The 23,346-nt window shown below is 64.3% G+C and carries 21 protein-coding genes; 12 read left to right on the top strand and 9 right to left on the bottom strand.

The window, feature by feature from the left end; translation table 11 throughout:
• Positions 1–105: 105 nt before the first annotated feature.
• From cysS to ACEWFR_RS08370, 3 genes are all read left to right on the top strand, one after another.
• Complete coding sequence (gene cysS / locus ACEWFR_RS08380; protein ID WP_374060599.1) at positions 106–1,623, top strand: cysteine--tRNA ligase; 1,518 nt, start codon at positions 106–108, stop codon at positions 1,621–1,623.
• Between the two features lie 74 nt (positions 1,624–1,697).
• Positions 1,698–2,882 (top strand): ATP-binding protein, encoded by a 1,185-nt coding sequence (locus ACEWFR_RS08375; protein WP_374060598.1) that lies wholly within the window; start codon positions 1,698–1,700, stop codon positions 2,880–2,882.
• 163 nt (positions 2,883–3,045) lie between these two features.
• Complete coding sequence (locus ACEWFR_RS08370; RefSeq protein ID WP_374060597.1) at positions 3,046–3,744, top strand: DUF6517 family protein; 699 nt, start codon at positions 3,046–3,048, stop codon at positions 3,742–3,744.
• A 103-nt stretch (positions 3,745–3,847) separates the two neighbouring features.
• Here the strand turns inward: ACEWFR_RS08370 and ACEWFR_RS08365 are convergent, their stop codons facing one another.
• The 4 genes from ACEWFR_RS08365 to ACEWFR_RS08350 all read right to left on the bottom strand — a co-directional run bounded on the left by ACEWFR_RS08365 (position 3,848) and on the right by ACEWFR_RS08350 (position 7,089).
• A complete protein-coding gene (locus tag ACEWFR_RS08365; protein WP_374060596.1) occupies positions 3,848–4,975 on the bottom strand; it encodes a presenilin family intramembrane aspartyl protease PSH in 1,128 nt (375 codons plus the stop codon).
• A 356-nt stretch (positions 4,976–5,331) separates the two neighbouring features.
• Positions 5,332–5,589 carry an H/ACA ribonucleoprotein complex subunit GAR1 gene (locus tag ACEWFR_RS08360; protein ID WP_098727113.1) on the bottom strand — a complete coding sequence of 86 codons (258 nt, stop codon included), beginning with the start codon at positions 5,587–5,589 and terminating at the stop codon, positions 5,332–5,334.
• Position 5,590: 1 nt separating this feature from the next.
• Entirely contained in the window at positions 5,591–5,872 is a 282-nt protein-coding gene (srp19, locus tag ACEWFR_RS08355) for a signal recognition particle subunit SRP19 (RefSeq protein WP_098727112.1), read from the bottom strand.
• 113 nt (positions 5,873–5,985) lie between these two features.
• The gene (locus ACEWFR_RS08350) at positions 5,986–7,089 is read right to left on the bottom strand and encodes a PGF-CTERM-anchored ABC transporter substrate-binding protein (protein WP_374060595.1); all 1,104 of its coding nucleotides are present in this window, start codon (positions 7,087–7,089) and stop codon (positions 5,986–5,988) included.
• A gap of 61 nt (positions 7,090–7,150) precedes the next feature.
• Here ACEWFR_RS08350 and btuC point away from each other — a divergent pair, with 61 nt between their 5' ends.
• Together btuC and ACEWFR_RS08340 are read left to right on the top strand one after the other, a co-directional pair.
• Positions 7,151–8,254 (top strand): vitamin B12 ABC transporter permease BtuC, encoded by a 1,104-nt coding sequence (btuC, locus tag ACEWFR_RS08345; RefSeq protein ID WP_374060594.1) that lies wholly within the window; start codon positions 7,151–7,153, stop codon positions 8,252–8,254.
• Positions 8,251–9,741 carry an ATP-binding cassette domain-containing protein gene (locus tag ACEWFR_RS08340; protein WP_374060593.1) on the top strand — a complete coding sequence of 497 codons (1,491 nt, stop codon included), beginning with the start codon at positions 8,251–8,253 and terminating at the stop codon, positions 9,739–9,741. The genes btuC and ACEWFR_RS08340 overlap by 4 nt, the downstream gene beginning before the upstream one ends.
• Positions 9,742–9,848: 107 nt before the next feature.
• On the opposite strand, the gene ACEWFR_RS08335 is transcribed toward ACEWFR_RS08340, so the two are convergent.
• A complete protein-coding gene (locus ACEWFR_RS08335) occupies positions 9,849–9,995 on the bottom strand; it encodes a hypothetical protein (RefSeq protein WP_374060592.1) in 147 nt (48 codons plus the stop codon).
• A 323-nt stretch (positions 9,996–10,318) separates the two neighbouring features.
• On the opposite strand from ACEWFR_RS08335, the gene gatE reads away from it, so the two are divergent.
• Together gatE and ACEWFR_RS08325 are read left to right on the top strand one after the other, a co-directional pair.
• Positions 10,319–12,187, top strand: coding sequence for a Glu-tRNA(Gln) amidotransferase subunit GatE (gatE, locus tag ACEWFR_RS08330; RefSeq protein WP_374060591.1), 1,869 nt, complete (start codon positions 10,319–10,321; stop codon positions 12,185–12,187).
• 261 nt (positions 12,188–12,448) lie between these two features.
• A complete protein-coding gene (locus tag ACEWFR_RS08325) occupies positions 12,449–13,102 on the top strand; it encodes an HTH domain-containing protein (protein ID WP_374060590.1) in 654 nt (217 codons plus the stop codon).
• A gap of 73 nt (positions 13,103–13,175) precedes the next feature.
• Here ACEWFR_RS08325 and ACEWFR_RS08320 read toward each other — a convergent pair whose 3' ends face one another.
• Positions 13,176–14,198 (bottom strand): hypothetical protein, encoded by a 1,023-nt coding sequence (locus ACEWFR_RS08320; RefSeq protein ID WP_374060589.1) that lies wholly within the window; start codon positions 14,196–14,198, stop codon positions 13,176–13,178.
• Between the two features lie 88 nt (positions 14,199–14,286).
• On the bottom strand, positions 14,287–15,048 hold the full coding sequence (locus ACEWFR_RS08315) for an RNA methyltransferase (RefSeq protein WP_374060588.1): 762 nt from the start codon (positions 15,046–15,048) through the stop codon (positions 14,287–14,289).
• A 990-nt stretch (positions 15,049–16,038) separates the two neighbouring features.
• On the opposite strand from ACEWFR_RS08315, the gene ACEWFR_RS08310 reads away from it, so the two are divergent.
• The 3 genes from ACEWFR_RS08310 (at position 16,039) to ACEWFR_RS08300 (ending at position 19,535) form a co-directional block, all read left to right on the top strand.
• Positions 16,039–17,268 (top strand): Cdc6/Cdc18 family protein, encoded by a 1,230-nt coding sequence (locus ACEWFR_RS08310; RefSeq protein ID WP_098727104.1) that lies wholly within the window; start codon positions 16,039–16,041, stop codon positions 17,266–17,268.
• An 85-nt stretch (positions 17,269–17,353) separates the two neighbouring features.
• Positions 17,354–18,547, top strand: a complete 1,194-nt coding sequence (gene folP, locus ACEWFR_RS08305; protein ID WP_374060587.1) for a dihydropteroate synthase — start codon at positions 17,354–17,356, stop codon at positions 18,545–18,547.
• Positions 18,548–18,827: 280 nt separating this feature from the next.
• On the top strand, positions 18,828–19,535 hold the full coding sequence (locus ACEWFR_RS08300) for a 6-hydroxymethylpterin diphosphokinase MptE-like protein (RefSeq protein WP_374060586.1): 708 nt from the start codon (positions 18,828–18,830) through the stop codon (positions 19,533–19,535).
• Positions 19,536–19,576: 41 nt separating this feature from the next.
• On the opposite strand, the gene ACEWFR_RS08295 is transcribed toward ACEWFR_RS08300, so the two are convergent.
• Together ACEWFR_RS08295 and ACEWFR_RS08290 are read right to left on the bottom strand one after the other, a co-directional pair.
• A complete protein-coding gene (locus ACEWFR_RS08295; RefSeq protein ID WP_374060585.1) occupies positions 19,577–19,765 on the bottom strand; it encodes a hypothetical protein in 189 nt (62 codons plus the stop codon).
• A 128-nt stretch (positions 19,766–19,893) separates the two neighbouring features.
• On the bottom strand, positions 19,894–20,880 hold the full coding sequence (locus tag ACEWFR_RS08290; protein ID WP_374060584.1) for an MBL fold metallo-hydrolase: 987 nt from the start codon (positions 20,878–20,880) through the stop codon (positions 19,894–19,896).
• 265 nt (positions 20,881–21,145) lie between these two features.
• Here ACEWFR_RS08290 and ACEWFR_RS08285 point away from each other — a divergent pair, with 265 nt between their 5' ends.
• Together ACEWFR_RS08285 and ACEWFR_RS08280 are read left to right on the top strand one after the other, a co-directional pair.
• Complete coding sequence (locus ACEWFR_RS08285) at positions 21,146–21,586, top strand: hypothetical protein (RefSeq protein ID WP_374060583.1); 441 nt, start codon at positions 21,146–21,148, stop codon at positions 21,584–21,586.
• A 208-nt stretch (positions 21,587–21,794) separates the two neighbouring features.
• Positions 21,795–23,204 carry a deoxyribodipyrimidine photo-lyase gene (locus ACEWFR_RS08280; RefSeq protein ID WP_374060582.1) on the top strand — a complete coding sequence of 470 codons (1,410 nt, stop codon included), beginning with the start codon at positions 21,795–21,797 and terminating at the stop codon, positions 23,202–23,204.
• Positions 23,205–23,346 lie beyond the last annotated feature (142 nt).

Here is a 23,346-nt window from a genome sequence, read left to right as displayed (position 1 = left end):
ATTCTGCTGGCTCTCGCGATCGCCGCGTGTCGGTCTTGAGACGAGCAAGCACCGCGTTCGGATGCCATCACACGCTTTAACTTTCGTCCGGGGGAAGTGAGCCTAATGACCCTGCACGTGACGAACACGTTGACGGGCGAGAAAGAGCCGTTCGAGCCACGGGATCCCGAGAACGTCCTGCTCTACTACTGTGGCCTGACGGTCTCGGATCCGCCACACCTGGGCCACGCCCGCTCGTGGGTCCACGTCGACGTCATGCACCGCTGGCTCGAGCACCTCTCATACGACGTGCGTCACGTCGAGAACTTCACCGACGTCAACGAGAAGATCGTCGCCCGCGTCGGCGAGGACGAACTGGGCGAGAGCGAGGCCGACGTCGCCGAGACCTACATTCAGCGGACGATCGACGACATGCGCTCGCTGAACCTCCTGCGGGCGGAGGTCTACCCCCGCGTCTCCGAGCACGTCCCCGAGATCATCGACCTCGTCGAGACACTGATCGAGAAGGGCTACGCCTACGAGTCCAACGGTTCGGTCTACTTCGACGTGAGCAGCTTCGACGAGTACGGCAAACTCTCGAATCAGGAGCTCGGCGAGATCGAGTCTCAGGGCGATCCCGACGAACGCACCGAGAAGCGCAATCCGGCGGACTTCGCGCTCTGGAAGGCCGGCGGCGTCGATCCCGACGCGGTCGCGGAGCACCGCCACGAAGGTGTCGGCCACAGCGGAGATCCACCCACGGGGCTGACCTGGGACTCGCCGTGGAGCGAGGGCCGTCCCGGCTGGCACATCGAGTGCTCGGCGATGAGCATGACCCACCTCGACGAGACGCTGGACATCCACGTCGGCGGTCGCGATCTGGTCTTCCCCCACCACGAAAACGAGATCGCCCAGTCCGAAGCCGCGACGGGCCAGCAGTTCGCGAACTACTGGCTCCACTGCGAACTGTTCCAGATGGACGAGGAGAAGATGTCCTCGAGTCTGGGTAATTTCGTCACGGTCGACGAAGCGATCGATCGCTGGGGGACGAACGTCATGCGGACGTTCCTGACCGCCGGCTCGTACAACAGCAAACAGCTCTACTCCGACGAGACGATCGCCGAGGCCGAGGAGCGATGGGACCAACTCGAGCGGGCCTACGAGGCGGCCGTCGAGGTACTCGACTCCCCGGCGGCGAGTTCGAAAGTCGACGACGAGTCCTTGCGCGACGAGGTCGACGGCGCGCGCGAGTCGTTCGCGACGGCGATGAACGACGACTTCAATACCCGAGAAGCGCAGTCCGCGCTGCTGTCGGTCGCGACGGCGATCAACCGGCATCTCGAGGACGCGAACGACGAGAGCGATCGGAAAACCGACGGCTACGATTACCGCGGACTCCGGCAGGCCGTCGAGACTCTCGAGGAACTTGGCGGCGTCCTCGGACTCTCCTTTACGGGCGATACGACGGGCGCTGCTGCACTCGCCGGCGACGTGGTAAACCTCGTTCTCAGCGTGCGCGAGCGAGAGCGCGAGGCCGGCAACTACGAGCGCGCCGACGAATTGCGCGACGAACTCGAGGCCCTCGGCGTCGAAGTCCAAGACACCGACGAGGGGGCGACGTACCGGCTGCCGTCGAGCGAGTGAGGGTCGCCGATTCTCCGGTCGTGACCGCTCGATGGCCGATTCTCTCAAGTAGCCGTTTTGCTTACTAGGTGACGATGGCCGATCACAGTTCGTTCGTCACCGCGGGGTTCGACGCCCTGCCGGCGAACGTCGCGATTCTCGACGCAGAGGGGGTAATCGTCTACACGAACGCTTCGTGGGACGCGTTCGGGGAGACGGAGGGATTGCCCGAGACAACGGGCGGGGTCGGGACCAACTATCTCGAGGTCTGTGACGCTGCGAATGACGATGCCGATGCGACGCAGGCGGCACGGGGAATACGGGCGGTCGCGACCGGCGACCGCGGCGAGTTCTCGCTCGAGTATCCCTGTCACTCACCGGAACGCAAGCGCTGGTTTACGATGCAGGCCACGGTGTACAAGCATGGCGACGAGCGGTTCGTCCTCATCATGCACGTCGATATCACCGAACGGCGTCGGCTCGAGCAGCGAACTCGCGAGCAGGCGGATCGCATGGAGGGGTTCGCGAAACTCCTCTTTCACGATCTGCGAAACCCGTTGTCAGTCGCCCTGGCGCAGGCGGAAACCCTCGAACTGGACGACGACATCGATCTCGGTTGCGGGGACGGCGACCGCAGTCCGTTGCGCTCGTCGCTCGAGCGAATGGAGTCGATCATCGACGACGCGCTGGCGCTCGTGACGATCGAGGACATCGAGGAGACCGAGGTACTCTCGCTCGAGACGGCGGTCGAGACCGCGTGGGCGCACGTCAGTACTGGATCTGCGACAGTATCGGTCGCCGATGATGTCGAGTTTCGCGCGAACCCCGATCTCGTGAGTCACCTGTTCGAAAACCTGTTTCGCAACAGCGTAGAGCACGGCACCACAGGCAGTCGGTCGAGGGTCGACGAGACGATCGAACGCGGCGGCGACGCCGTCGCGATCGAGGTCGGCGTGCTCGAGGCAGTCACCGAGACGTCTACCGACGCGCCCGCCGAGCCGAGAGCGGGGGGAGCGTCACTCGAGCGGTCGACCGCGGACGGAACGGATGAACGAGTCGCTATCGATGGGTTCTACATCGAAGACGACGGACCTGGAATTCCGGCCGAACACCGCGAAAAGGTGTTCAAGTCGGGGTTCTCTCCCGATGGCGGGTCCGGTCTCGGTCTCGCAATCGTTCGCGATGTCGCCGACGCGCACGGTTGGTCGGTCACTGCTGAGACGAGTCGGGACGGCGGCGCAAGATTCGAGATTCGGAACGTCTCGACGGTCGACCGATAGTCGCCACCGGGCGCCGATGTCCCTGCTCGAACGGCCGTCTCACGGTCGAATGTTCCGGTTCGGTTGGTCGTCTATCGTTGCTGGTTGGGCGAGTTGTCGAACAGTAATCAGGGAGTGAAGATCGCCGCGGCGTTTATTTCTTCGAGTCTGGTCGAAGACTCACATGAATCGACGGCTGTTTCTCGGCGCGCTCACGGCGGGCGGCGTCGGCGCGGTGGCCGGCTGTCTCGGCGGTTTCGCCGACGATATGACGATGGTTTCAGCGGCACCCGCACGCGTTTCAGACGAGGCGGCCGCCGAAGCCGGCTACGAGTATCAGGGAACGATAAAACGCATCGAGACGCAGCAGGTGGGCGGCAAGGATGTCGAACTGACGAGCTACAATAGCGTCTACGATCGGGCGATCGAACTCCCGGCCGAGCGCTTCGGCGACCAACCGGTGCGGGCGGGGGCGTTCAGCGTGCTCGCAGCGCCACACGTCACCGCCGGTGGCGAGGAATTCAACCCCGTCAGTGGGCCGTCGACAGTGGAACTCGCCGAACGCGTGCAACGTCGCTACGACGGCCTGTCGATCGACCGGGCCGTCGGGGGCCGCGCGCTCGAGGCGCTCGGCGAGCGGTTCCCCGTCGAATCCGTCGAGGGAACTGCGACGCTGAACGGGGAGTACGACCTCGACATCGCCCTGGATAGCATCCGGGACGAACACGAGGGCGACCACCTCGTCGTCGTGGCGATCTACCCCACCGGGGCCGTCCGCGATAGGGAGTCGGAGCGAACGCGGATCGACACGCTGGTTCGGGGACTCGAGCAGTACGACGATCTCGAGGTCGATATCGTCGAGACCGAGGGAGCGGACGGGTGACGGCGACGGAGAGCGACGGTCATACGGACTGCTGTCAGTCATTTCGGGTGCGACCGCGAATACGGCCTGCGGTCGCACCGGTACATCGTTACAGCAGACCGTATCAGAACCCGATCGCCGTCGCGAGTGAGAGCCCGCTCGCGAGCGCGCCAAGCAGGTAGCCGCCGATCGCGCCGCCGTTGAGCAGCGGCAATCCGGCGTGGGGGCGCCCCTCAAGGACCATGTACATGAGCACGAGCAGGCCGGAAATCGTCCCCACCATCGCACCGAGCGCCGGCAGGTTCAGCGCGATTCCGGGAACCGAGAGCGCCCCGGCCTCGAGGAAGTACGCCGCGCTGGCGACGAGAATCGATGGGATAACGGCGTCGCCGAGACCGATGAACAGGGCGTCGCGCTCGAGGGCATCGGCGTCAGTCTCGGCATCGGTTTCGGTATCGCGTTCGTCGGCATCGGTGTCCGAACTGCCGGCGGCGGCCGCGTCGTCTCGCTGACCGCCGTCGGCGGCGCTCCCGTCGGCGGTGCTCTCGTCAGTGGCGCTCTCGTCAGTGGCGCTCTCGTCAGCGGTGCTCTCGTTGGGCTCGCGATCGTCCTCGAGCACGTCGTCAGTGCTGCCGGCCTCGAGATAGGAGTAGGAGAGGGTCATGGGGATAACGAGCACGACGGGGATCTTGAGGTCCATGACGCCGTCGGCGAGGTCGAGCATGTGTTCGGTGCCGTAGACGCTGATTGCGTCGTAGATCGCGAGCACCGAAAGCAGGAGGAGTGCGGGCAGCAGGCCGAAACTGATCCCGAACAGGGCGGCGGCGCCGGCGCCCATCACCACCCCCGCGCTGTCGATGACGTACCACTCGGGATACCACAGCAAGGCCGCGCCGACGGCCAGTGAGGCGACGATCGCGAGGGCGTTTGCGACCCCGTCGGAGACGAACGTCCCGACGAGAGCCGGCACGAGTTCGGCGAAGACGTACCACGAGATCATCACGCTGACGCCGACGAGCAAGAGCCTGATGAGCCAGTCGAGATCGTACCTGAACGCGGCGAGCATGAGGCCAGTTGCGACGAGCATGACCCCGAAGTAGAGGACGCTGTTCGTCGGATTCTGTGGGTCCTCGACGGCCTGCCGACCCGATTCCTGAAACGGCTCGACCAGCGCCAGCGCACCGAGCTGGACGCCGAGAAAGAGCAGGACCGTCGTGCCGACGGCGGCGAGGATCCGTGTCCGGTCGTTCATGTCGCGGCGTTTGCACCCCGCTCCTATCGTCTTTTCCACTTCGGATTTGGCGTCTACTACGTCTCGAGGGCTGTGTATAAACGGTGTGCACTGATGGGATCGATGTGAACGACGTGTCCTGCTATCGCGACAACACGGAATCGCCACGGCCTCCCCAGCCGATTCGCTCACTCACATACGTTCGTTCACTCATCCCTCGCGCAACGTCATCGACTGCCCTCGTTTTCACTCGGGCAGTCAACAGCGCGCGCCACTGCATGCCGATTGGCTCGACGGAGTGATACGTCGTACCCCGACACAGTGACAGTGTGGCGAAAACCGAACCGAAGCGGAAAACGAGACGGTGACCGACGCCGCTATCGCGCGTACAGCGTCGATCCGATCAGCGACGGCAGGTGAACGCCGTCGTCCGGCGTCACCGCCAGATACGGCCTCGAGACCGGGCCGAAGACGTCGACGACCCGGCCGACTCCCTCGAGGTCATCGTCGAGGACCATCGTGCCGATTTCGTCGCGGAATTCGTCGGGCGTGTCGCTGCCGGCGTCGTCCGCCTCGTCCGCTCGGAGGACGGCAAGTCCCTGCGCGGTCCGGACGACTGCGCCTACTCGGCGCATGTCAGTCGCGCATCGCGACGACGTACGCCGCGACGGCTTGGACGAGGTCGTTCTTCGTCGAGTCGTCGGCCCCGCGAACGACGACCCGGCCCCGGTCGGCCCAGTGCTCCCGGGAGTAGGACTTGTCCCGCTCGATCGTGGCGTCGTACCCGATCTGCTGGACGGACTTCGCGATCTCGTCGACCGTCGGTTCCTCGACCGCCAGATCCTCGGACACGCGTCGGCCCTCGGCCCTCGAGAGGTTCGCATCGAGATAGGCGGGCCAGATGACGTTCTCGACCATGCCATGGTCTGTGTAGCCCGGCGAGTAAACCCTTTTCAAAACGATACGTCGAACGCCGACAACGATACGAACGGTGAGAACGGTGAAAACAGGAGCAACGGGAGGTCTGCGAACTATCGTCGCCGCGCGACGAATCCGGCGGTAGCTAGGAGGGCGACGAGCGCGACGGGAACACCGAATCCGGGGATAGCGCTGTCGTCACTCTGGTCTTCGTCCGTATCGTTGCCGCTCCCGTTACCGGGTTCGCCGGAGGCCTCGAGTTCGGCTTCGATCTCGGCGTACACTTCGGGGTAGACCTGCTCGATGATCGTTTCGATCGCGTAGACGACGTTCGGGCCGGGTTGGCTCATCGCGTTGTCGTCGACTGCGACGACGTTGCCCTCGGTGATGGCTGTCGTCTCCTCGAGACTGTCCGCCGACGGCGGTTCCGCCGTTCGGTCGGGGTAGACGATCCACTCGGGATCCTCGTCGACGACGACTTCCGCGTTCATCTGGCCCCAGCCGGTTTGACCGACCGACGCGGCCAGGTTGGTCAGACCGGCAGTAGTCATCACCTCGTGTTGGAACGTCTCCGTCCCGTGCGTGTCCCCGTTCTCGCCGCCGTCGTAGTACGCGAGCGGTTCGGACTCGTTCTCGAGAGCGTCCTCGTAAATTTCGAGCCGCTCGTTCATCCAGTCAATCGTCTCCTCGGCGCCGTCGCACTCGCCGGTTACCTGCCCGGTCACGCGGACGTTCTCGCGAACGTCGTCGAGCGAGGTCGCGGTGTCGAGGACGACGACCGTGATCCCGGCGTCGTCGAGCGTCTCGAGGAGGTCCTCGTTGAACGTGGCGATGTTCGCGGCGAGGACGACATCGGGGTTGAGCGCGACGATTTCCTCGGCGACGGGGGTCACCCCGTCGTCGCCAGTAATGTCAGTCCGATCGCCTGCGTCGAGCGACTCCGTGTATTCGCTGACCGGCATCCCGACCACTTTGCCCTCGGCACCGATGGAGTAGGCGAGTTGGGCGTCACCCGGATAGAGCGTCACGACCGACTCCGGCTCGCTCTCGATCGTGACCTCCTCGCCGGTCGCGTCGGTCATCGTGAGCGGGTATTCACACTGCGCATCCGATTCCTGAACGGCAGCGTTCGGTGCGGTAGTCGCGCCGGCCACGGCGGGGCCGATCGCGGATAGTGTCACCAGAAGTACTACTAGGACGGCTAGCTGTTGTCGCATCGTCGAATACGTGAGCCCTACTTCAACAAATATTTGCCTACTCCAATCGAGGTTGTGGTGTATGAAGCGATCGGTCCGGACAGCGGTCTGGTCGACGGGCCTCGCGGGCCTGCTCGTCGTCGCCGTCGTCGTCAGCGCCGCACTCGGACCAGTTCGGATCGATCCCCTGACCGTCGCGATGGCGATCCTGAACGGGATCGTCGTCCCGTCGGGCCTCGAAACCGGACCCGGAACCCTGCCGGTATTCGGCTGGTCGGTTCCAGTGGTGGGCCTCGAGTACGCGTCCGTTTTCTCGTTCGACGTCCCCGGAACGCACCAGTACATCGTCACGCAGATGCGACTGCCCCGTATCGCCCTCGCAGCCACGGTCGGATTCGCACTCGCCGCTGCGGGGACGGTTATGCAGGGGTTCTTCCGGAACCCGCTCGCGGACCCCTCGATCATCGGTGTTTCGTCCGGCGCTGCAGCCGGCGCGGTCGCGCTGATCGCTTTCCCGGCAATCGTTCCGTTCGGAAACCTGCACCTCGCCGCGTTCGCAGGTGCACTCACGACCGCGTTTCTCGTCTACGCTATCGCCACCGAAGGTGGTCGAACGCCAGTTGCAACGCTGTTGCTCGCCGGAGTCGCCGTCCAAGCGTTTCTGGGATCACTGATTTCGTATATGCTCATCCACAGCGGCGACGGTCTCAGGGAAGCCGTCGTCTGGCTGATGGGGAGCTTGCGAGACCGGGGATGGAGCGACGTCGCGTTCGCACTGCCAGTCACCCTCATCGGCGTTGTCATTCTCGGTGCGTACGCGCGGGAGCTCAACGTCCTCTTGCTCGGCGAGGAGGACGCACACCATCTCGGCGTCGATGTCGAACGGACCAAGCTACTGTTGCTCGCGCTGGCGAGCATCGTTACCGCAGCGGGCGTCGCCGTCACCGGTGTGATTGGCTTCGTCGGACTCGTCGTGCCACACATCATGCGGCTGCTCGTTGGGCCCGACCACCGGATCCTCTTTCCGACGAGTGCCCTCGCAGGGGCCTCGTTTCTGGTCGTGACCGACACGATCGCGCGGTGGCCAGCCGGGCCGACCGAAGTCCCAGTCGGCATCGTTACGGCGGCGCTCGGGGCCCCGTTCTTCCTGTTTCTGCTCACTCGCCGGGAGGTGCATTCGGTATGACTGGAATCGATCGAACGGGCGAGCGGGACGCAGTCAATCGAAATCTCGACCCGGCCACGATCACCGTCGAGGACTGCTCGCTCTCCTTCGGCGATCTCGAGGTACTCGATACCGTCTCCCTCTCGATCGAGCCCGAGGAGTTCGTTGGCTTCGTCGGACCGAACGGGGCTGGGAAGACGACGCTCCTCCGCGCGATCAGCGGCGCGCTCGAGCCCGATTCCGGAACGGTCGCGATTGGCGGAGACGATATCCACGAACTCTCCTCGCGAGCCGCAAGCCGACTCGTCTCCGTGGTTCCCCAAGACACGACGCTCTCGTTTTCGTTCCCCATCCGTGACGTCGTCGAGATGGGGCGACATCCACACCGCTCGCGGTTTTCGTCGCCGACGTCGGAGGACCGCGCCGCGGTCGAGCGCGCCCTCGAGCGGACCCGGACGACGGAGTTGGCCGACCGACCGATCGACGAGGTCAGCGGCGGGCAGCGCCAGCGGGTCGTGCTGGCGCGGTCGATCGCCCAGGAAACGCCGGTCATGCTGCTCGACGAGCCGACGGGGAGCCTCGACGTCAATCACCAGATCGAGACGCTCGAACTGGTCCGCGAACTGGTCGACGAGGGACGAACCGTCTGTGCGGCGATTCACGACCTCGATCTGGCCGCGCGGTACTGCGATCGGCTCGTGATGCTCGCCGACGGCGACATCTATCGGAACGGTCCGCCGTCGGACGTGCTCACGGGAGACTCGCTCGGCGACGTCTTCGACGCAACCGCGACGGTCACTACCCATCCGCTCACGGGATCGGAAACCGTGACGGCGTTCCCGCGTTCCGGTCCGGACGGCGCGTGGACCGGTATCGATCGCGACACCGTTCGGGTCCACGTCCTCGGAACCGGGCCGATCGCCGCGCGCGTGCTCGCCCGACTCGAGAACGCGCGAGATGAGGACGATGCGCGAGACGGTGACGGTGCGGCCGAACCCCCCGCCCTCGAGGTTAGTCTCGGTCCGGTCACCGACGGGGATACGGCGACCGAAACCGCCCGCTCGCTTTCGGTCGACTGCATCGAAATCCCGCCGTTCGAATCCCTCTCACCGGCCCATCTGACGACGTTCGAGACCGTCGTTCGGGAGGCCGACGTGACCGTCGTTACGGAGAGCGTGCTCGACACCTCCGGCGGAGGTACACGTCGCCTTCTCGAGGTCGCGGATGCGATCGCCGACTCGATCGTGATCGCAACGCAGGGGGAGCAGGGGGAAGACGATCCTTCGGGAAGCGACGTCGATGCGCCGCGAAAGCGGGTATCCGCGGTTGAATCGGAATCCGCTCTCGAGGTGCCAGCGGAGCGGATACTCGAGGGGGTGGCGGACGCGCTCGAAACCGGCGGTGACGCGTCACGCTCGATTCCGGACACGGAGTCGTCGAATACCGGGTCAACGTCGTCGGACGGCGACTCGAGTTCGGGCGTGTCGGCCGAGTCCTCGAGCGACTGAGACGGACTTCTGTAGTGGCTGAGACGGAGTCCTGTCAGTCAGTTCCGGTGCACCCATACGGCGGGTCGTGGCTGCGCCGGGACACGGTGACAGTAGACCGTCGAAGACTACCACCCGAGGAACCAGAGGATAATTCCGAGAACGATGCCGGAGACACCGACGAGAATCCCGACGCCGGGGATAACGGGAATCGGAACGAGACCGATCGCGAGAACGATCGCGATGACGATGACGATCGTCGAGAGTCGGACCATACTCGTATGTGATGATCACGTCGGGTAGACGTTGTGCTTGCTTGATACGGGTTCGAGACGCAAGATTGGTGGTAGAACGGGTGATCAGTGAAACGATTCGCGCATCCCGGTGCTTTCCAGTCGGCTACGGACCCAATCGGCTACGGACACGGCACCGAGATCTGACGGTCGGCTACCGATACCGAGATCTGACGGTCGGCTCCGAATTCCGTTTGATCGGCTTTCGTACACGCTCCTCAAATCGAGTCCGAGAGAAGGCGGAGCGTCGACGATCCGGCCGCAACTGGACGGTTTTTTACCCCTCCGCCACCGAGTGGCGGCCAATGACCGAGTACGATTACGAGGCCCTCGGACTCGTCGCCGGGCTGGAGATCCACCAGCAACTCGATACGGCGACGAAGCTGTTCTGCCAGTGTCCGACCGACATCCGCGAGCCCGAGGCGTCGACGCGACGGTTCACGCGCTACCTCCATCCCACCCGGAGCGAACTGGGCGAACTCGACGACGCCGCCGTCGAGGAGAGCATGGTCGAGCGCGAGTTCGAATATCTCGCCTACGACTCGACCTGTCTCGTCGAGGAGGACGACGAGCCGCCCCACGAACTCGACGCGGAAGCCCTCGAGACGACGCTCGAGGTCGCTCAGCTGATGGATATGAGTCCCGTCGATCGAGCCCACGTGATGCGCAAGATCGTCGTCGACGGCTCGAACACGTCGGGCTTTCAGCGCTCGTCGCTGATCGCCACCGACGGCGAGATCGAAACGAGCGACGGCACGGTCGGGATCGAGGACATGCTACTCGAGGAGGAAAGCGCCCAGCGCGTCGAAGAGACCGAGGATGGCGTGCGCTACAGCCTCGACCGACTCGGGATTCCACTGGTCGAGATCGGGACGAGCCCGGATATTTCGAGCCCCGAGCAGGCCCTCGAGGCGGCCGAGCGGATCGGAATGTTGCTGCGTTCGACCGGGAAGGTCAAGCGCGGACTGGGGACGATCCGCCAGGACGTCAACGTCTCGATCGAAGAGGGCGCTCGCGTCGAGATCAAGGGCGTCCAGAGCCTCGACGACATCGACGACATCGTGCGCAACGAGGTCGCTCGACAGGCCGAACTCGTCGCGATTCGGGACGAGCTTTCGGAGCTCGAGGCGTCGGTCGGCGACGTTCGGGACGTGACCGAGGTCTTCGAGGGTACCGAGAGCGGCGTCATCGGCGGTGCACTGAACAGCGGCGGGTCGGTGATGGCGGTACCACTCTACGGCTTCGATGGAATCGTGGGCCGCGAGATCGCTCCCGATCGCCGGCTCGGTACCGAGTTCTCGGATCACGCGAAGCGCCACGGCGCGGGCGGGATCTTCCACACGGACGAGCTGCCCGCGTACGGAGTCACCGACGACGAGGTCGCGTCGCTTCGAGACGCCGTCGGAGCGAGATCCGAAGATGCCGTCGCGATCGTCGCAGCCGACACCGAGATCGCGGAGTCGGCGATCGACGCCGTCGCGGAGCGGGCGGGAACCGCGCTCGAGGGCGTTCCCGAGGAGACCCGCGGTGCGAACGACGACGGGACGACCAGATACCTGCGGCCGCTCCCGGGGGCCGCGCGGATGTATCCCGAGACGGACGTGCCGCCCGTCGAACCGGACCCGAGCGACGTTCCGGAACCCGAATTGCTGACAGCAAAGGTCGAGCGCTACCAGGACGAGTATGGGCTCGGCGAGGGGCTGGCCGAACAGGTCGCCTACGGCGAGTACATGCCGCTGTTCGAGGACGTCGTCGCGGATGGGATCGATCCGACGCTGGCGGCGACGACGCTCGAGTCGACGCTGACCGAACTCCGACGCGACGATGTGCCAGTCGAGAAGCTGACTCGGAAACACCTCGAGTCAGTCTTCGCGATGGCCGAGGGCGGAGACCTCGCGCGTGAGGGGGTTCCGGATCTGCTGACGGCGCTCGCGGAAGAGCCCGACCAGTCCGCCGATGAAGCTGCCGAAGCCGCCGGACTCGGTTCTGCGGGCGAGGAAGAGGTCCGGGAGGCAGTCGTCGAGGTCGTCGAACGAAACGAGGGTCAGGTCGAAGCAGAGGGAATGCAGGCCTTTTCGGGACTCATGGGCGAGTGCATGGGTGCGCTACGGGGGAAAGCCGACGGCGATCTCGTGAGCGAGCTTCTGCGCGAGGAGATTCAGAAGCGAGCATAGTATCCGGCCAGATTTTCGGATCTTCGAGCGACGACGATGAGGACGACGATGAGTTTTTGGAAACGACCCGAACGACGATGATGGCCCCGGAACGACCGGTTCCGAAGCCGTCGCCGTCACTCGGATCGATCGCCGATCGAGCACGGCGGTTTCCGGCAGTTCTCCCATCCTAGTATGATATAATACACCTTCAACTGATATTGAGTCGCCCCCAGAAACCTTTATGAGTTCTTCCGTTGGGAAAACTCACAACGATCCCACATGACTGACAACCCAACCGAGATAACGACCGTCTGTTACGTTCGTGCACCGCTGTTGCTCGAGCCGGTCGACGCCCAGGTCGAGACGCTCCAGGCCTGCGAATCCGAGGGTGCGGTCGACGACCTGCTGCTCCGGAGCTGGCCCAAGGAAGTCGCGCTTTCCGAGGAGAGTCCCCACCAGGAAGTCCTCGAGAACTTCGAGCGGTTCGCCCAGTGGGCCGACGAGCGCGGCGTGAGCGTCCGCCCGCCGTTCCGGAAGCGAACGACGACCTCGCAGGTGACCGGGACGACGCGAGAGCGGCTGGTGACGCCGCTGTTGTGTCTCGAGCTGTACGCGGACGACGAACTGATCGGCATTTTCCCCCACACGAACGAGGCGGCAGAGGAAACGTACACGACAGACGAGGCGATCGCCACGCTCCGAACGGGCGAAATCCCGACGCCGCTCGGGTCGGTCAGGGATGCGGACGCGAGTCTTGAGTCGGCGATGTCGGATACTTGCCCCGACTGCGGCGGCGCTCTGATCGATGGCCAGGGACTGTTCGCCTGTAGCGATTGCGGGTGGATCGGCACCGTCACCGAATCCGGCCGATACGAGACTCGGCCGGACCGACCCGCACGAGAGCGCGAGTCGGCGCTCATCGACTCACGCTAACACCGCACGGACCTCGGAAACCGAGCCGGCCTGAAATGAACTGCGGGGGAAACGAACCGCCGGGGACTTGTGACTACTCGCGAGCGAACTCCCCGCCGTACTCGGCTTCGATGTCGACCCTCGAGCCGTTCGTGACGAAATCAACCGTCTCCGCCTCCGTTCCCAACGACGATTTGAGGCGGGCTTCGTCGACGCGATCCTCGCTGCCGTAGGTGACGACGGCGTTTGCAGTCGCGTCGCTCCCGGTCACTGCGAGTTGCTGGTGGACGCCGTGGGATCCCTCGACGGATCCGAATTCGAACTGGAGGCCGTCATCGTCGGCCGCTTGATCGTTCGAAAGGGTCTCCGCGGCGAACTCGTCACTGTCGGTGTACAGACAACACGCGATCCCGCCGTTCTCGCCGGCGCGGAGCAGGCGGTCGAAGTCCTCGTCCGCCTCGTGTTTGGGCTCTCGATTGCCGGCCGCCGTCGCGACCGTTCGTTCGACGGCCGCGACCGGATCGAATTCGGAATCGGCTCCGTTCGGGTATGAGTACGCGTACACGCCGCCGGAGACGCCGACGACCTCGTCGCTCTCGCTGTCGGTGTAGACGACGTACGCGTCCCCTTCGCTCTCGACGGTATAGCTCGCAGCCTCGAGGTCCGTCTCGAGGCCGGTTCGGTCGTACGAGCCGACGAACGCGTAGACGCCGTCGGCGTAGACGAACTGTTCTTCGCCGTCGGCCGTCTCGTTGTTTTCGGTGTACGCGTTGCGCCCGGCCGAGTCGACGAGTTGCTGGACACCGAACGAACAGAGGAGCGCGACGACGACCGGATTGCCGACGAGCGGATCCGTCGGTTCCCGGCCGGCCTCGGCACCCTCGTCGTCGAGTAGGGTGTTCATGGTTTCGACGTCGATCGCTCCGTAAAAGTACTCCGAGCGCTCGTTCGTCGGGAGCATCGAGGCGTACGACGGGAGATTGCCGTCGATCGAGTCACTCTCGGTACTGTCTTCGGTACCGTTGCCGTTCCCGTTTGACGACTCTGAACAACCGGCCAGAAGCGCCATCCCACCACCCAGTAGACTCAGTGCGTTTCGTCGGCAAAGGTCGGTCATCCAGTAGTGGTGGTTACTGGGAACGTATTACTGTACTGGCCCTCGAGAGCGGCTGTGGTGGCTGATTTGACAAGTCTCGCTCGAGGAATCAGTCCTCGGCAGGCCGTTCGGTCGCCCGACGGAGAAGTCCCAGCAGCGTGTTCGCCTCACGCTCGGTCAGGTCGGCCCGACCGAACACCCGCCGGAGCATGCGCATCGTCTTGTCGCGTTTCTCCTCGGGGCGATTGATCTCCTCGAGCAGGGCCGCCCACTGGTCGTAGAGCCGATCGACGGTCGGCTCGGGGGCACGGACGCGCTCGAGGGCGGGCAACTGCGTCTCGTCGAGGGTCAGTGACCGGAGTTCGTAGAGCGTGATCGTGGCCGCCTGCCCGAGGTTGAGGACGGGATAGTCAGCGTTCGCGGGGATCGAACAGATCTCGTCGATCTGTGCGAGTTCCGCGTTCGTCAGGCCGACGCGCTCGCGACCGAACACGAGCGCGGTCGGTGATTCGACGGTCGGCAGCCGATCGGCCAGCTCGGCGGGCGTTGAATAGGGAAACCGCATGTGGCTGTGATCGTCTTCGTTCGTGACGGCCGTACAACCGATCGTGTGGTAGTTCTTGACGAGCGAGTCGAAACTGATCTCGTCGGCGTTCGGGAGGACGTCCTCTCGAGCGTGCCCTGCGAAGCCGTACGCTTCCCCGTCGGGGTCGAGTGTCGGCGGATCGATGAGCAGGAGATCCTCGAAGCCGAAGTTCTTCATCGCGCGAGCGATGGTTCCGACGTTGCCTGGCGACTGGGCGTCGACGACCGCAACCGCCGGCGTCGTTCGACTCGGAAGCGATCTGTCCGGGATCGATTCGTCGGTCATTGGGGCGTCGATGACGAGAATTTCGGACGAAGTGTTTCCGGTGACAGTTCGGGTTCCGTCCCGACGGTGAGTGTGAGCCGTGACGCCGGTGCTGTGACGATTGACGCGTTCATAGACGGAGTACCGAGCGCGAACGCAAAAAGAACGCGTTCACGTCTCGGGAATGCTAGCCGTCTCGGTTTTGCGATTGGAGTGCTCTTCCTGTTACATTTGCTCTCTTCACTCTCTTTCTTTCTCCCTTCACTACTCTAGCTAGTTCTAGTCTAGGCTAGAACTAGACTAGAACGGGACTATATTGACGACGATAGGAATCTCGTGCCTGTCGGCTCTATTCTGAATAGCGGTTCGATTGCGAAGAACGGCCCCATTGTGACTGCCAGTGATACTGCATCTCTGAGAAGCGATAGCGCGTGTGTCCGATTGGACCAGTGGCGGTTCTCGAGTAGCAGGTACTGATCTCGTAGAGAGTGAGAGAGGGACACACCCCCCTCGCGTTTGTAAGGCGATATACGTGTGGAGGTCTCTCCTTGGAACACACCAGTGCCGCGGATGTAAATCGGGCCAGATGAAGTCCAAAAGTGTGGAAGTTCGGATATAATACTTGACCACCCCTCCATTATTCCCGTTACAAACGCGAGGGGGGTGTGGGCCCCGTGAAGTGATCGACGAATTGCTCGTTCGGTCCTTTGAGCCCTCGTTCGCCGTATTCATGTGGATCCTGTCCTCGTTCGTCGAACGAGATCTTCCCACCGAAACCGGGTATAGCACGGTCGTTAGCCGGTCGAGCGCACGAGCTTTACATCCGCGACGGGGGTGTCCGTGGTGGGTGGCGGTCATCTTCGACGGTTAGAAGCGCGAGGCAGGCGTTCAGGGCGAATTTTGGTTATGCGGCCGCGAGGTTCCACTCGAGTCGCTCTGTCGGGGTATTTACATCCGCGATCGATCCCCACACCTTTATTTCAATTCAGTTGGAAGGGGCGCGGTACCGCAATGTCCGCCAACGACGATCGAGACCCGCTCTTCCGGTACGACGATCCGGTCTTCGCCGACGAGCGCCTGCTCGAGATCACGCACCTCCCAGGCCCCGATCGGATCGTCGGTCGCGACGAGCAGATGCAACGTGTTGCGGACGCCCTGAACCCGGCAGTCTTCGGAAGCGAGCCGAACCACCTGTTTATCTTCGGCAAGACCGGCACCGGGAAATCCCTCATCTCGCGATCGGTCACCCAGCGCGTGATCACCGAGGCCCAGCACGACGACGTCACCGTCAAGTACGCCTTTATCGACTGCGGCGAGCAAAATACGGAGGCGTCAATCGTCAAGACGATCGCCCAGATCGTCAACGACCCCGACTCCAGCGGGGTTACCGTCCCCGATCGGGGGCTGGGAACCGGCGACTACTACAAGCGTCTCTGGCAGTCCATCGACCACTGCACCGACGTCACCATCGTTATCCTCGACGAGATCGACATGCTCGAGGACGACGAGGTCCTCCGCAAACTCTCGCGGGCCGGCGAAAACCGACGAATCTCGGACTCGAGCATCGGTATCATCGGCATCTCGAACAAGATAGATTTCCCCGACCACCTCTCCGAACGCGTCAAGTCGAGCCTCTCGCGGGACGAACTCGTCTTCTCACCGTACGATGCGAATCAGCTCGTCGAGATCCTCGAGAAACGCCGCGATGCGTTCCACGATGGCGTCCTTTCGGATGACGTGATCCCGCTCACGGCCGCACTCGCCGCCCAGGAACACGGCGATGCGCGCAAGGCGATCGACATCCTCCGGAACGCTGGCCGGATCGCGAAGAAGCGAAGCGACACGCGAGTGACCGCGGATCACGTCCGCGACGCCAAGGAGAAGACCGAGGCCGACCGGTTCAACGAACTGATCGAGGGCTCTCCCCAGCAGGCCAAGGCGATCCTCTACTCGCTAACGCTGCTGACGGAGAACAGTTCGGAAAAGGAGTTCACGACGAAGATCATCTACAACCAGTACAAGGAGATCGCCCGCCGGCTCGATTTCGACGTCCTCTCCGAGCGCCGCGTCCAAGAGATCCTGCAGGAACAGAACTTCCTCAACGTGATCCAGTCCGAGCGCGAGGGACGCGGCCGCGGCCGCGGCGCACACGCAAAACACCGTCTGCTCGAGAACCCCTCGATCGTCAAGAAAGTGCTCCTGCGGGACTCGCGGCTGGCAGTGCTCGAGGACGAGGAGTAGACCTCGCTCACTCCCGCGTACTGCTCGCTGCGCTCCGGCTCGCCGGAACCGCGATATCTTTTTGTCTCGCTTTCACAGTCCGGGTATGAACAGCGTCGACGCCGCCGGTCTGGGGATCGGAGACGACTACCCGCCCCGGATCATGGGCGTACTGAACGTCAGCGAGGAGTCTCCCTACGATCCGAGCGTCTTCGACGATCCCGGCGAGGCGGCTCGCTACGTCGACGAGGAGCTAATCGGAGAAGGGGCCGACATCGTGGATATCGGCCTCGAGTCCGCGAACAAACGCTTCGACGTGCTCTCGGCCGACGAGGAACTCGAGCGGCTACACGTCGCGCTCGACACGATCGAGAGCGTCTCCGGGGACGCGATCTTCTCGATCGAGACGCGCTACGCCGAGGTCGCCGACGAGGCCCTCTCGCAGGGGTTCGACATGGTCAACGACATCTGTGGCTTCGCCGACCCCGAGATGCCGCGGGTCTGCGAGGAGTACGACGTCGCCGTCGCGAAGATGGCGAGCCCGCCGGATCTCCAGCGACCGGGAGCCGTCGAAGAAACCGACTGGGCCGCTCGAAAGTCGCCCGAGTGGGCGCAAGCAGCCGACTACGTCGATCAGGTCTACGAGGCGTCGAAACAGAACGGGCTGACCGACAAGACGATCATCGACCCCGCGTTCGGCGGGTGGAGCGAGGCCCAGACGCTCGAGGACGATCGCGAGACGTTCCGACGGCTCCGGGAGTTTCGCGCGCTCGGGCGACCGATGCTGGTCTCGATCAACCGGAAGAACTTCCTCGGCGAGATCGCAGACCGGAAGACCGAGGAGCGACTCCCGGTCAGCCTCGCGGCGACGGCGATGGCTGTCGAACGCGGTGCGCACGTGATCCGGACCCACGATGTGGCCGAAACGCGGGACGCAGCCCTGATCGGGAAGGCGTTCACCGAGCGCGCGAGCGTCACCGCGGACGGACTCACGATCTCGCAACTGGACGTCCACTCCACCCGGGAGTTTCGAACGCAGCTCCGGGAACGCGGCATCGATCCCGCGATCGCCGGCGACTGGCAGCCCCAACTCCTCGAGATCGACGGCCTCGCACCCGACGCGATCGACCGGCTTACGACGGTCGCACTCGAGCACGGCGCGGTCGTCCGACGGGTGACCGGCGGGAGCTGCGTGATCGTGGGGTCGACAGATGCGATTTCTGACGTTGCCACCAATCTCACGGCCAAAAATGACAGTCTCAGTGGTATCGGACGGAAGCTGTCAGGGGTGCTGCGTTAAGAGAAAGCTTATGCCGGATGCTTCGAAAAGGGAGATTGGACGCCGGGCGGCCTCCCGGGTAGGGGTACTTTGGAGGCGACCCCCGGCCCACAACACGGAATTATTGTGGTCTTACACCGACCAGTGACGACACCATCGCCCACGCGAGGAAACCGACCTGCTGGCCGAGAGCCCACACCCGGTACTCGGCACACATACTATATTCGACACCCCACGCCGGATGACCGGAAACGCGGGATCGAGACCGAACACACAAACCGATAGCGCGATGAGACCGAGCATGGAGTTCGACGAGTGGGAGCCCGTCTACGAGGCGATCTGCAGCGATTTCGGCTACGATCGTGCCGGTGACGAACGAGGACGCGATCTCCTCGCGTCGCTTCTCGAGAAGTCGTTCGATCTCGCCGACCTCTCGTTCGTTGGCGGAGCGACCGCCGCTATCGCCGGAGCGGGCCCGTCGCTCGAGACCGAGCGGGACCTCGAGCGAGCGCGCGAGGCCGATGTCGTCCTCGCCGCGTCGACGGCTGTCGACACGCTCGCGAGCCACGGCATCGACGTCGACTGCATGGTGACCGATCTCGACAAGAACCCCGACACCGTCGAGCGACTCACGGCTCGGGGCACTCCGGTTGCTGTCCACGGCCACGGCGATAATCTCGCCGCGATTCGCGACGTCGTCCCCGATTGCGACGGCGCGTACGTCCTCCCGACGACGCAGGCCGCGCCTCGCGGCCCGGTCCGAAACGTCGGCGGCTTCACCGACGGCGACCGCGCGGCGTTTCTCGCCGACCACGTCGGCGCCGCGCGCCTCGAGTTCGTCGGCTGGGATTTCGACGATCCGGCGGTCGACCCCGCGAAGGCTCACAAACTCGAGTGGGCCGAACGCCTCCTCTACTGGCTCGAGTCGCGCCGCGACGAGCGGTTCGCGGTGCTCGACGGCCGCCGGGATTCGATAGACATCGACGGAATTCCCGTCGGCTCGCGGTAACTCTCCAGTGACTCCGATCGCTCGTCTCTCGCGGACGGTCGTTACCGAATCCGATATTCGACGATGTCGCTTCCGCCACAGGACGGACACGTCGACACCGACTCGAGCGTCGTGCCACAGCGTCGACACTCCTCGATGACTGTCTGATCGTCGCTTCGGCGAAAGACCGACTCGAGCGCGTTCCGGATCGTCGACCGTGCGGTGCCGTTCGATTGTTCCTGGCTCCTCATGGCCGTTCGGTTGCGAATACCACAATTTGTTATCCCCTTCGTACCGTGAAAGACACGGAAATTGATACGTTATCGGCGTTCGATTCCTGTGGTAATCGATCCCTATACTCTCGGGTGGCGCTCACGCGTTACCGACGCTTGCTGGTGGATTCGTACCGAACCGGATCGTCAGTCGTCCGTTCGATCCGCCCCTCTCGCTCGAGCGCCCGGAGGTGGGCCGCGGCTTCGCCAGCACCGAACTTGACGTGAACGCCCTCGAGGTCGCCGAACAGGTCACGGGCGAGTTCCCACGGCGTCGCCGGTTCGTGACGCTCGAGTGCTTCGAATACCCGTCGGGACCGCTCGTCGTGATGGGTAAGAATCGATTCGACGCGACCGGGTGTGACGACAGTGCCGTGGCCCGGCAGCAGCCGCTCCGAGCGATCGTCGAGTCGCTCGAGCGCCCCGCGAAACGTCGCGAGCGGATTGCGGTCAAGTATCGCACCGTCGCCGTCGGGAGCCGACTGAGCACGGCTCCCGCCGGACCGGATGGTTCGGGTATCGCTGCCCCCGACGTTGGGTGTGGTCGTCGGCAGCATTGCGTCACCGACCAACAGGAACCCCTCGCCGGCGAAGGCGGTGTGACCCAGCGTGTGACCCGGTGTCGCGACAACCTCGAGCCCCGCGATCGTCTGTCCGTCCCGGAGTCGTCCGACGGCGATTTCGTCGGGCATCGCGGAGACCGTATCACCGCTGATGACCCGTTCGACGGTGCGGTCCGGAACGCCCCAGCGGCGCATCGTCTCGGCGTCGCGCTCGAGGCGGCGTGCGCGTTCGGCCGCGTAGTCGGCGACCAGCGGAGCATCGCCCGCTCCCATCGCGAGCGTCGCGTCGGCGGCCGTCGCGAGTCGCGGCGCGAGGCCGGCGTGATCGGCGTGCCAGTGCGTGACGAGAACGGCCTCGAGATCACGGAGCGAAACGTCGGCGCGCTCGAGTCCTTCGCGGAGGTCGCGCCAGGCGCGGTCGGTCGGCGGCCCGGGGTCGACGACGGCGCGGTCGTCGACGAGGTACGCGCTGTTGGTCCCCTCCGGCGAGTCTCCGCCGATATCGATGCGCGTGACAGACTCGGCTGTCATCGTGACAGACATCTCGCTCGAGGCGTCTTAATCGTCCCCGTTCGGTCGCGGGTACGGGACAACGTTGGGGACTCGAGCACGGTCGAGTCACCGTTCGCGGTTGATTGTCTTGCCGTTCGCGGTCGGTAGTCTTGCCGTTCGCGATCAGCCGACCTATCGGTCGAGGTCGGTTGATCTCCCGCTTGCAGTTGACCGATCACCGACCAGGGCTCTGATAGAGTCACTGGTAATAACAGTTAAGATGAACAGGTGACCACGATACGATGTGGATCAACGACTCATCGTCACGACGCCGTTTCTCATCTACCTCGTGCTCTGTGGGTTGTTCGGGATAGGGCTGTCGACGGTCGACGCCCCGCTCACACAGGGGCAACCGGCGTTTATCGCCATCGTCGGACTGCTCGGGCCGCTGGTTGCGATCGGCCTGATCTGGGCGCGCAACTACGCGTACGGCGCGCCGGTGCTGGTCTCGACGCTGCTCACGAACGCGTGGTTCGTCGTGTACTTCTTTTTCATTCACGACAACCCCGCGAACGTCTTCGCCGTCTCCGGCGACGGGTCGACCGCGTACCTGACTGCAACGCTCGGGATGATCGCCGGCTCGCTACTTACCGCGGGCGTCGGTTGCTGGCTGTGGTACCACGAGAGCCCGGGCTTTCGCTCGGCGATCGATCGGCTTCTCGAACCCACCGATACGAAGCAATAGTCGAAGACTGCAACGGTCCGGTGGCAGTCGTATTTCTGCAGTCTCGCTGGTATCCACGATGGTTGTTCCGCGGTCTCGTTGGTACCTGCGATCGTCGCGACGCCATCCTCCCGCTCGAGATGCGATACGACTCGCCACTCGAGTCGCACTGACGCTCGCGGGTTGCCAGCACCCCGGTACTTTCGGCTCTCGAATCCGTACTCCGACCGTGATCGTTCACTGGCACCGGCGGGACCTTCGGACGGTCGACAACCGCGGGCTCGCATGCGCCGCGTCGATCGACGAGCCAATCGTTCCGCTTTTCGTCCTTGACCCGACCGTTCTCGAGCACGCGTCGCCGGTGCGGGTCGCGTGCCTGCTCGAGGCGCTCCACGACCTGCGGTCTCGGTATCGGGAGTACGGGAGCGATCTGATCGTCGAGCGCGGGGAGGCAAGCGGGGTCGTCCCCGACGTCGCCGCCGAGTACGACGCGTCGAGCGTCGTCTGGAACGAGGACTACAGCGGTCTCGCGCGCGAGCGTGACTGGGCTGTTCGGGCGGCGCTCGCAGACGACGGCGTCAACTGCGAGTCGGTCCACGATTCGATCCACCACGAACCGGGGTCGATCTCGCCAAACCAGGGTGAGCATTACTCGGTCTTTTCGTACTTCTGGACGAAGTGGCGCGATCGCGAGAAGCGGGTACCTGCGGACGAGCCTGCTGGGACCGATTTCGCGACCGTTTCCGGCGAGACGATTCCGTCGCTCGCGGAACTCGGATTCGACGAACCCGCGGCCTCGCCGCCCACCGTAACGACGACGGCCGCTCGAGAGCGAGTCGAGGACTTCTGTGACGGGCCGATTTACCGCTACGCCGCAGAGCGCGACTATCCGGCCACTGACGGGACGTCGCGGCTCTCTCCCCACTGCAAGTGGGGGACGATCGGTCCGCGGGAACTGTACGCGGCCACGGAGCAGGCCGCCGAGCAAGCCGAGACGGCCGACGACCGCGAGAGCGTCCGCGAGTTCCAGCGCCAACTCGCGTGGCGCGAGTTCTACGCACACGTGCTCGCGTTCAATCCAGAGACAGTCGTCGAGAACTTCAGCGGCTACGCGAACGAGATCGAGTGGCGCAACGATCCCGACGAAATCGAGGCGTGGAAGGCCGGCAAGACGGGGTATCCCATCGTCGACGCCGGGATGCGGCAGCTCCGCGCGGAGGGGTGGATGCACAACCGCGTGCGGATGCTCGTCGCCTCCTTTCTGACGAAAGACTTGCTGACGGACTGGCGGGCGGGATACGACTGGTTCCGGCGGCTACTCGCCGACCACGACACCGCGAACGATGTCGGCGGCTGGCAGTGGGCCGGGTCGACCGGTACCGACGCCCAGCCGTACTTCCGCGTGTTCAATCCGATGAAGCAGGGCCGCGAGTACGATCCCGACGGCGAGTACGTCCGTGAGTACGTTTCCGAACTCGGCGAGGCGAGCGCCGACGAGATTCACGGCTGGCACGACCTCGAGCCAGCCGAGCGGGAGCGAATCGCGCCGGCGTATCCGGCACCGATCGTCGAACACGCCGATCGACGGGAGCGGGCGATCGAACTGTTCGAGCGAGCGCGGGGTGAGGGGGACGTCTAAAGCGAACAGCGAGAGTTCCACGGGTCAGCCGACCTGTGGTCGTTTACCGGCGGAATCGCCGGCCGCTTCGTCCGAGAGGCCGTAATCACTCCGCTACGTGGATATAATTGCTACGTATCAGTTACATATATTTGCCATCACC

Source organism: Natrinema sp. H-ect4 (genome assembly GCF_041894845.1).
GTDB lineage: Archaea > Halobacteriota > Halobacteria > Halobacteriales > Natrialbaceae > Natrinema.
Note: the sequence above shows the minus strand (reverse complement) of the source record. Positions and strands in the feature narration are given on the sequence as shown.

Bases quoted from the DNA above. Each gene is read 5' to 3' on its own strand.
- cysS (WP_374060599.1), top strand. From the start codon at position 106: ATGACCCTGCACGTGACGAACACGTTGACGGGCGAGAAAGAGCCGTTC.
- ACEWFR_RS08375 (WP_374060598.1), top strand. From the start codon at position 1,698: ATGGCCGATCACAGTTCGTTCGTCACCGCGGGGTTCGACGCCCTGCCG.
- ACEWFR_RS08370 (WP_374060597.1), top strand. From the start codon at position 3,046: ATGAATCGACGGCTGTTTCTCGGCGCGCTCACGGCGGGCGGCGTCGGC.
- ACEWFR_RS08365 (WP_374060596.1), bottom strand. From the start codon at position 4,975: ATGAACGACCGGACACGGATCCTCGCCGCCGTCGGCACGACGGTCCTG.
- ACEWFR_RS08360 (WP_098727113.1), bottom strand. From the start codon at position 5,589: ATGCGCCGAGTAGGCGCAGTCGTCCGGACCGCGCAGGGACTTGCCGTC.
- srp19 (WP_098727112.1), bottom strand. From the start codon at position 5,872: ATGGTCGAGAACGTCATCTGGCCCGCCTATCTCGATGCGAACCTCTCG.
- ACEWFR_RS08350 (WP_374060595.1), bottom strand. From the start codon at position 7,089: ATGCGACAACAGCTAGCCGTCCTAGTAGTACTTCTGGTGACACTATCC.
- btuC (WP_374060594.1), top strand. From the start codon at position 7,151: ATGAAGCGATCGGTCCGGACAGCGGTCTGGTCGACGGGCCTCGCGGGC.
- ACEWFR_RS08340 (WP_374060593.1), top strand. From the start codon at position 8,251: ATGACTGGAATCGATCGAACGGGCGAGCGGGACGCAGTCAATCGAAAT.
- ACEWFR_RS08335 (WP_374060592.1), bottom strand. From the start codon at position 9,995: ATGGTCCGACTCTCGACGATCGTCATCGTCATCGCGATCGTTCTCGCG.
- gatE (WP_374060591.1), top strand. From the start codon at position 10,319: ATGACCGAGTACGATTACGAGGCCCTCGGACTCGTCGCCGGGCTGGAG.
- ACEWFR_RS08325 (WP_374060590.1), top strand. From the start codon at position 12,449: ATGACTGACAACCCAACCGAGATAACGACCGTCTGTTACGTTCGTGCA.
- ACEWFR_RS08320 (WP_374060589.1), bottom strand. From the start codon at position 14,198: ATGACCGACCTTTGCCGACGAAACGCACTGAGTCTACTGGGTGGTGGG.
- ACEWFR_RS08315 (WP_374060588.1), bottom strand. From the start codon at position 15,048: ATGACCGACGAATCGATCCCGGACAGATCGCTTCCGAGTCGAACGACG.
- ACEWFR_RS08310 (WP_098727104.1), top strand. From the start codon at position 16,039: ATGTCCGCCAACGACGATCGAGACCCGCTCTTCCGGTACGACGATCCG.
- folP (WP_374060587.1), top strand. From the start codon at position 17,354: ATGAACAGCGTCGACGCCGCCGGTCTGGGGATCGGAGACGACTACCCG.
- ACEWFR_RS08300 (WP_374060586.1), top strand. From the start codon at position 18,828: ATGGAGTTCGACGAGTGGGAGCCCGTCTACGAGGCGATCTGCAGCGAT.
- ACEWFR_RS08295 (WP_374060585.1), bottom strand. From the start codon at position 19,765: ATGAGGAGCCAGGAACAATCGAACGGCACCGCACGGTCGACGATCCGG.
- ACEWFR_RS08290 (WP_374060584.1), bottom strand. From the start codon at position 20,880: ATGACAGCCGAGTCTGTCACGCGCATCGATATCGGCGGAGACTCGCCG.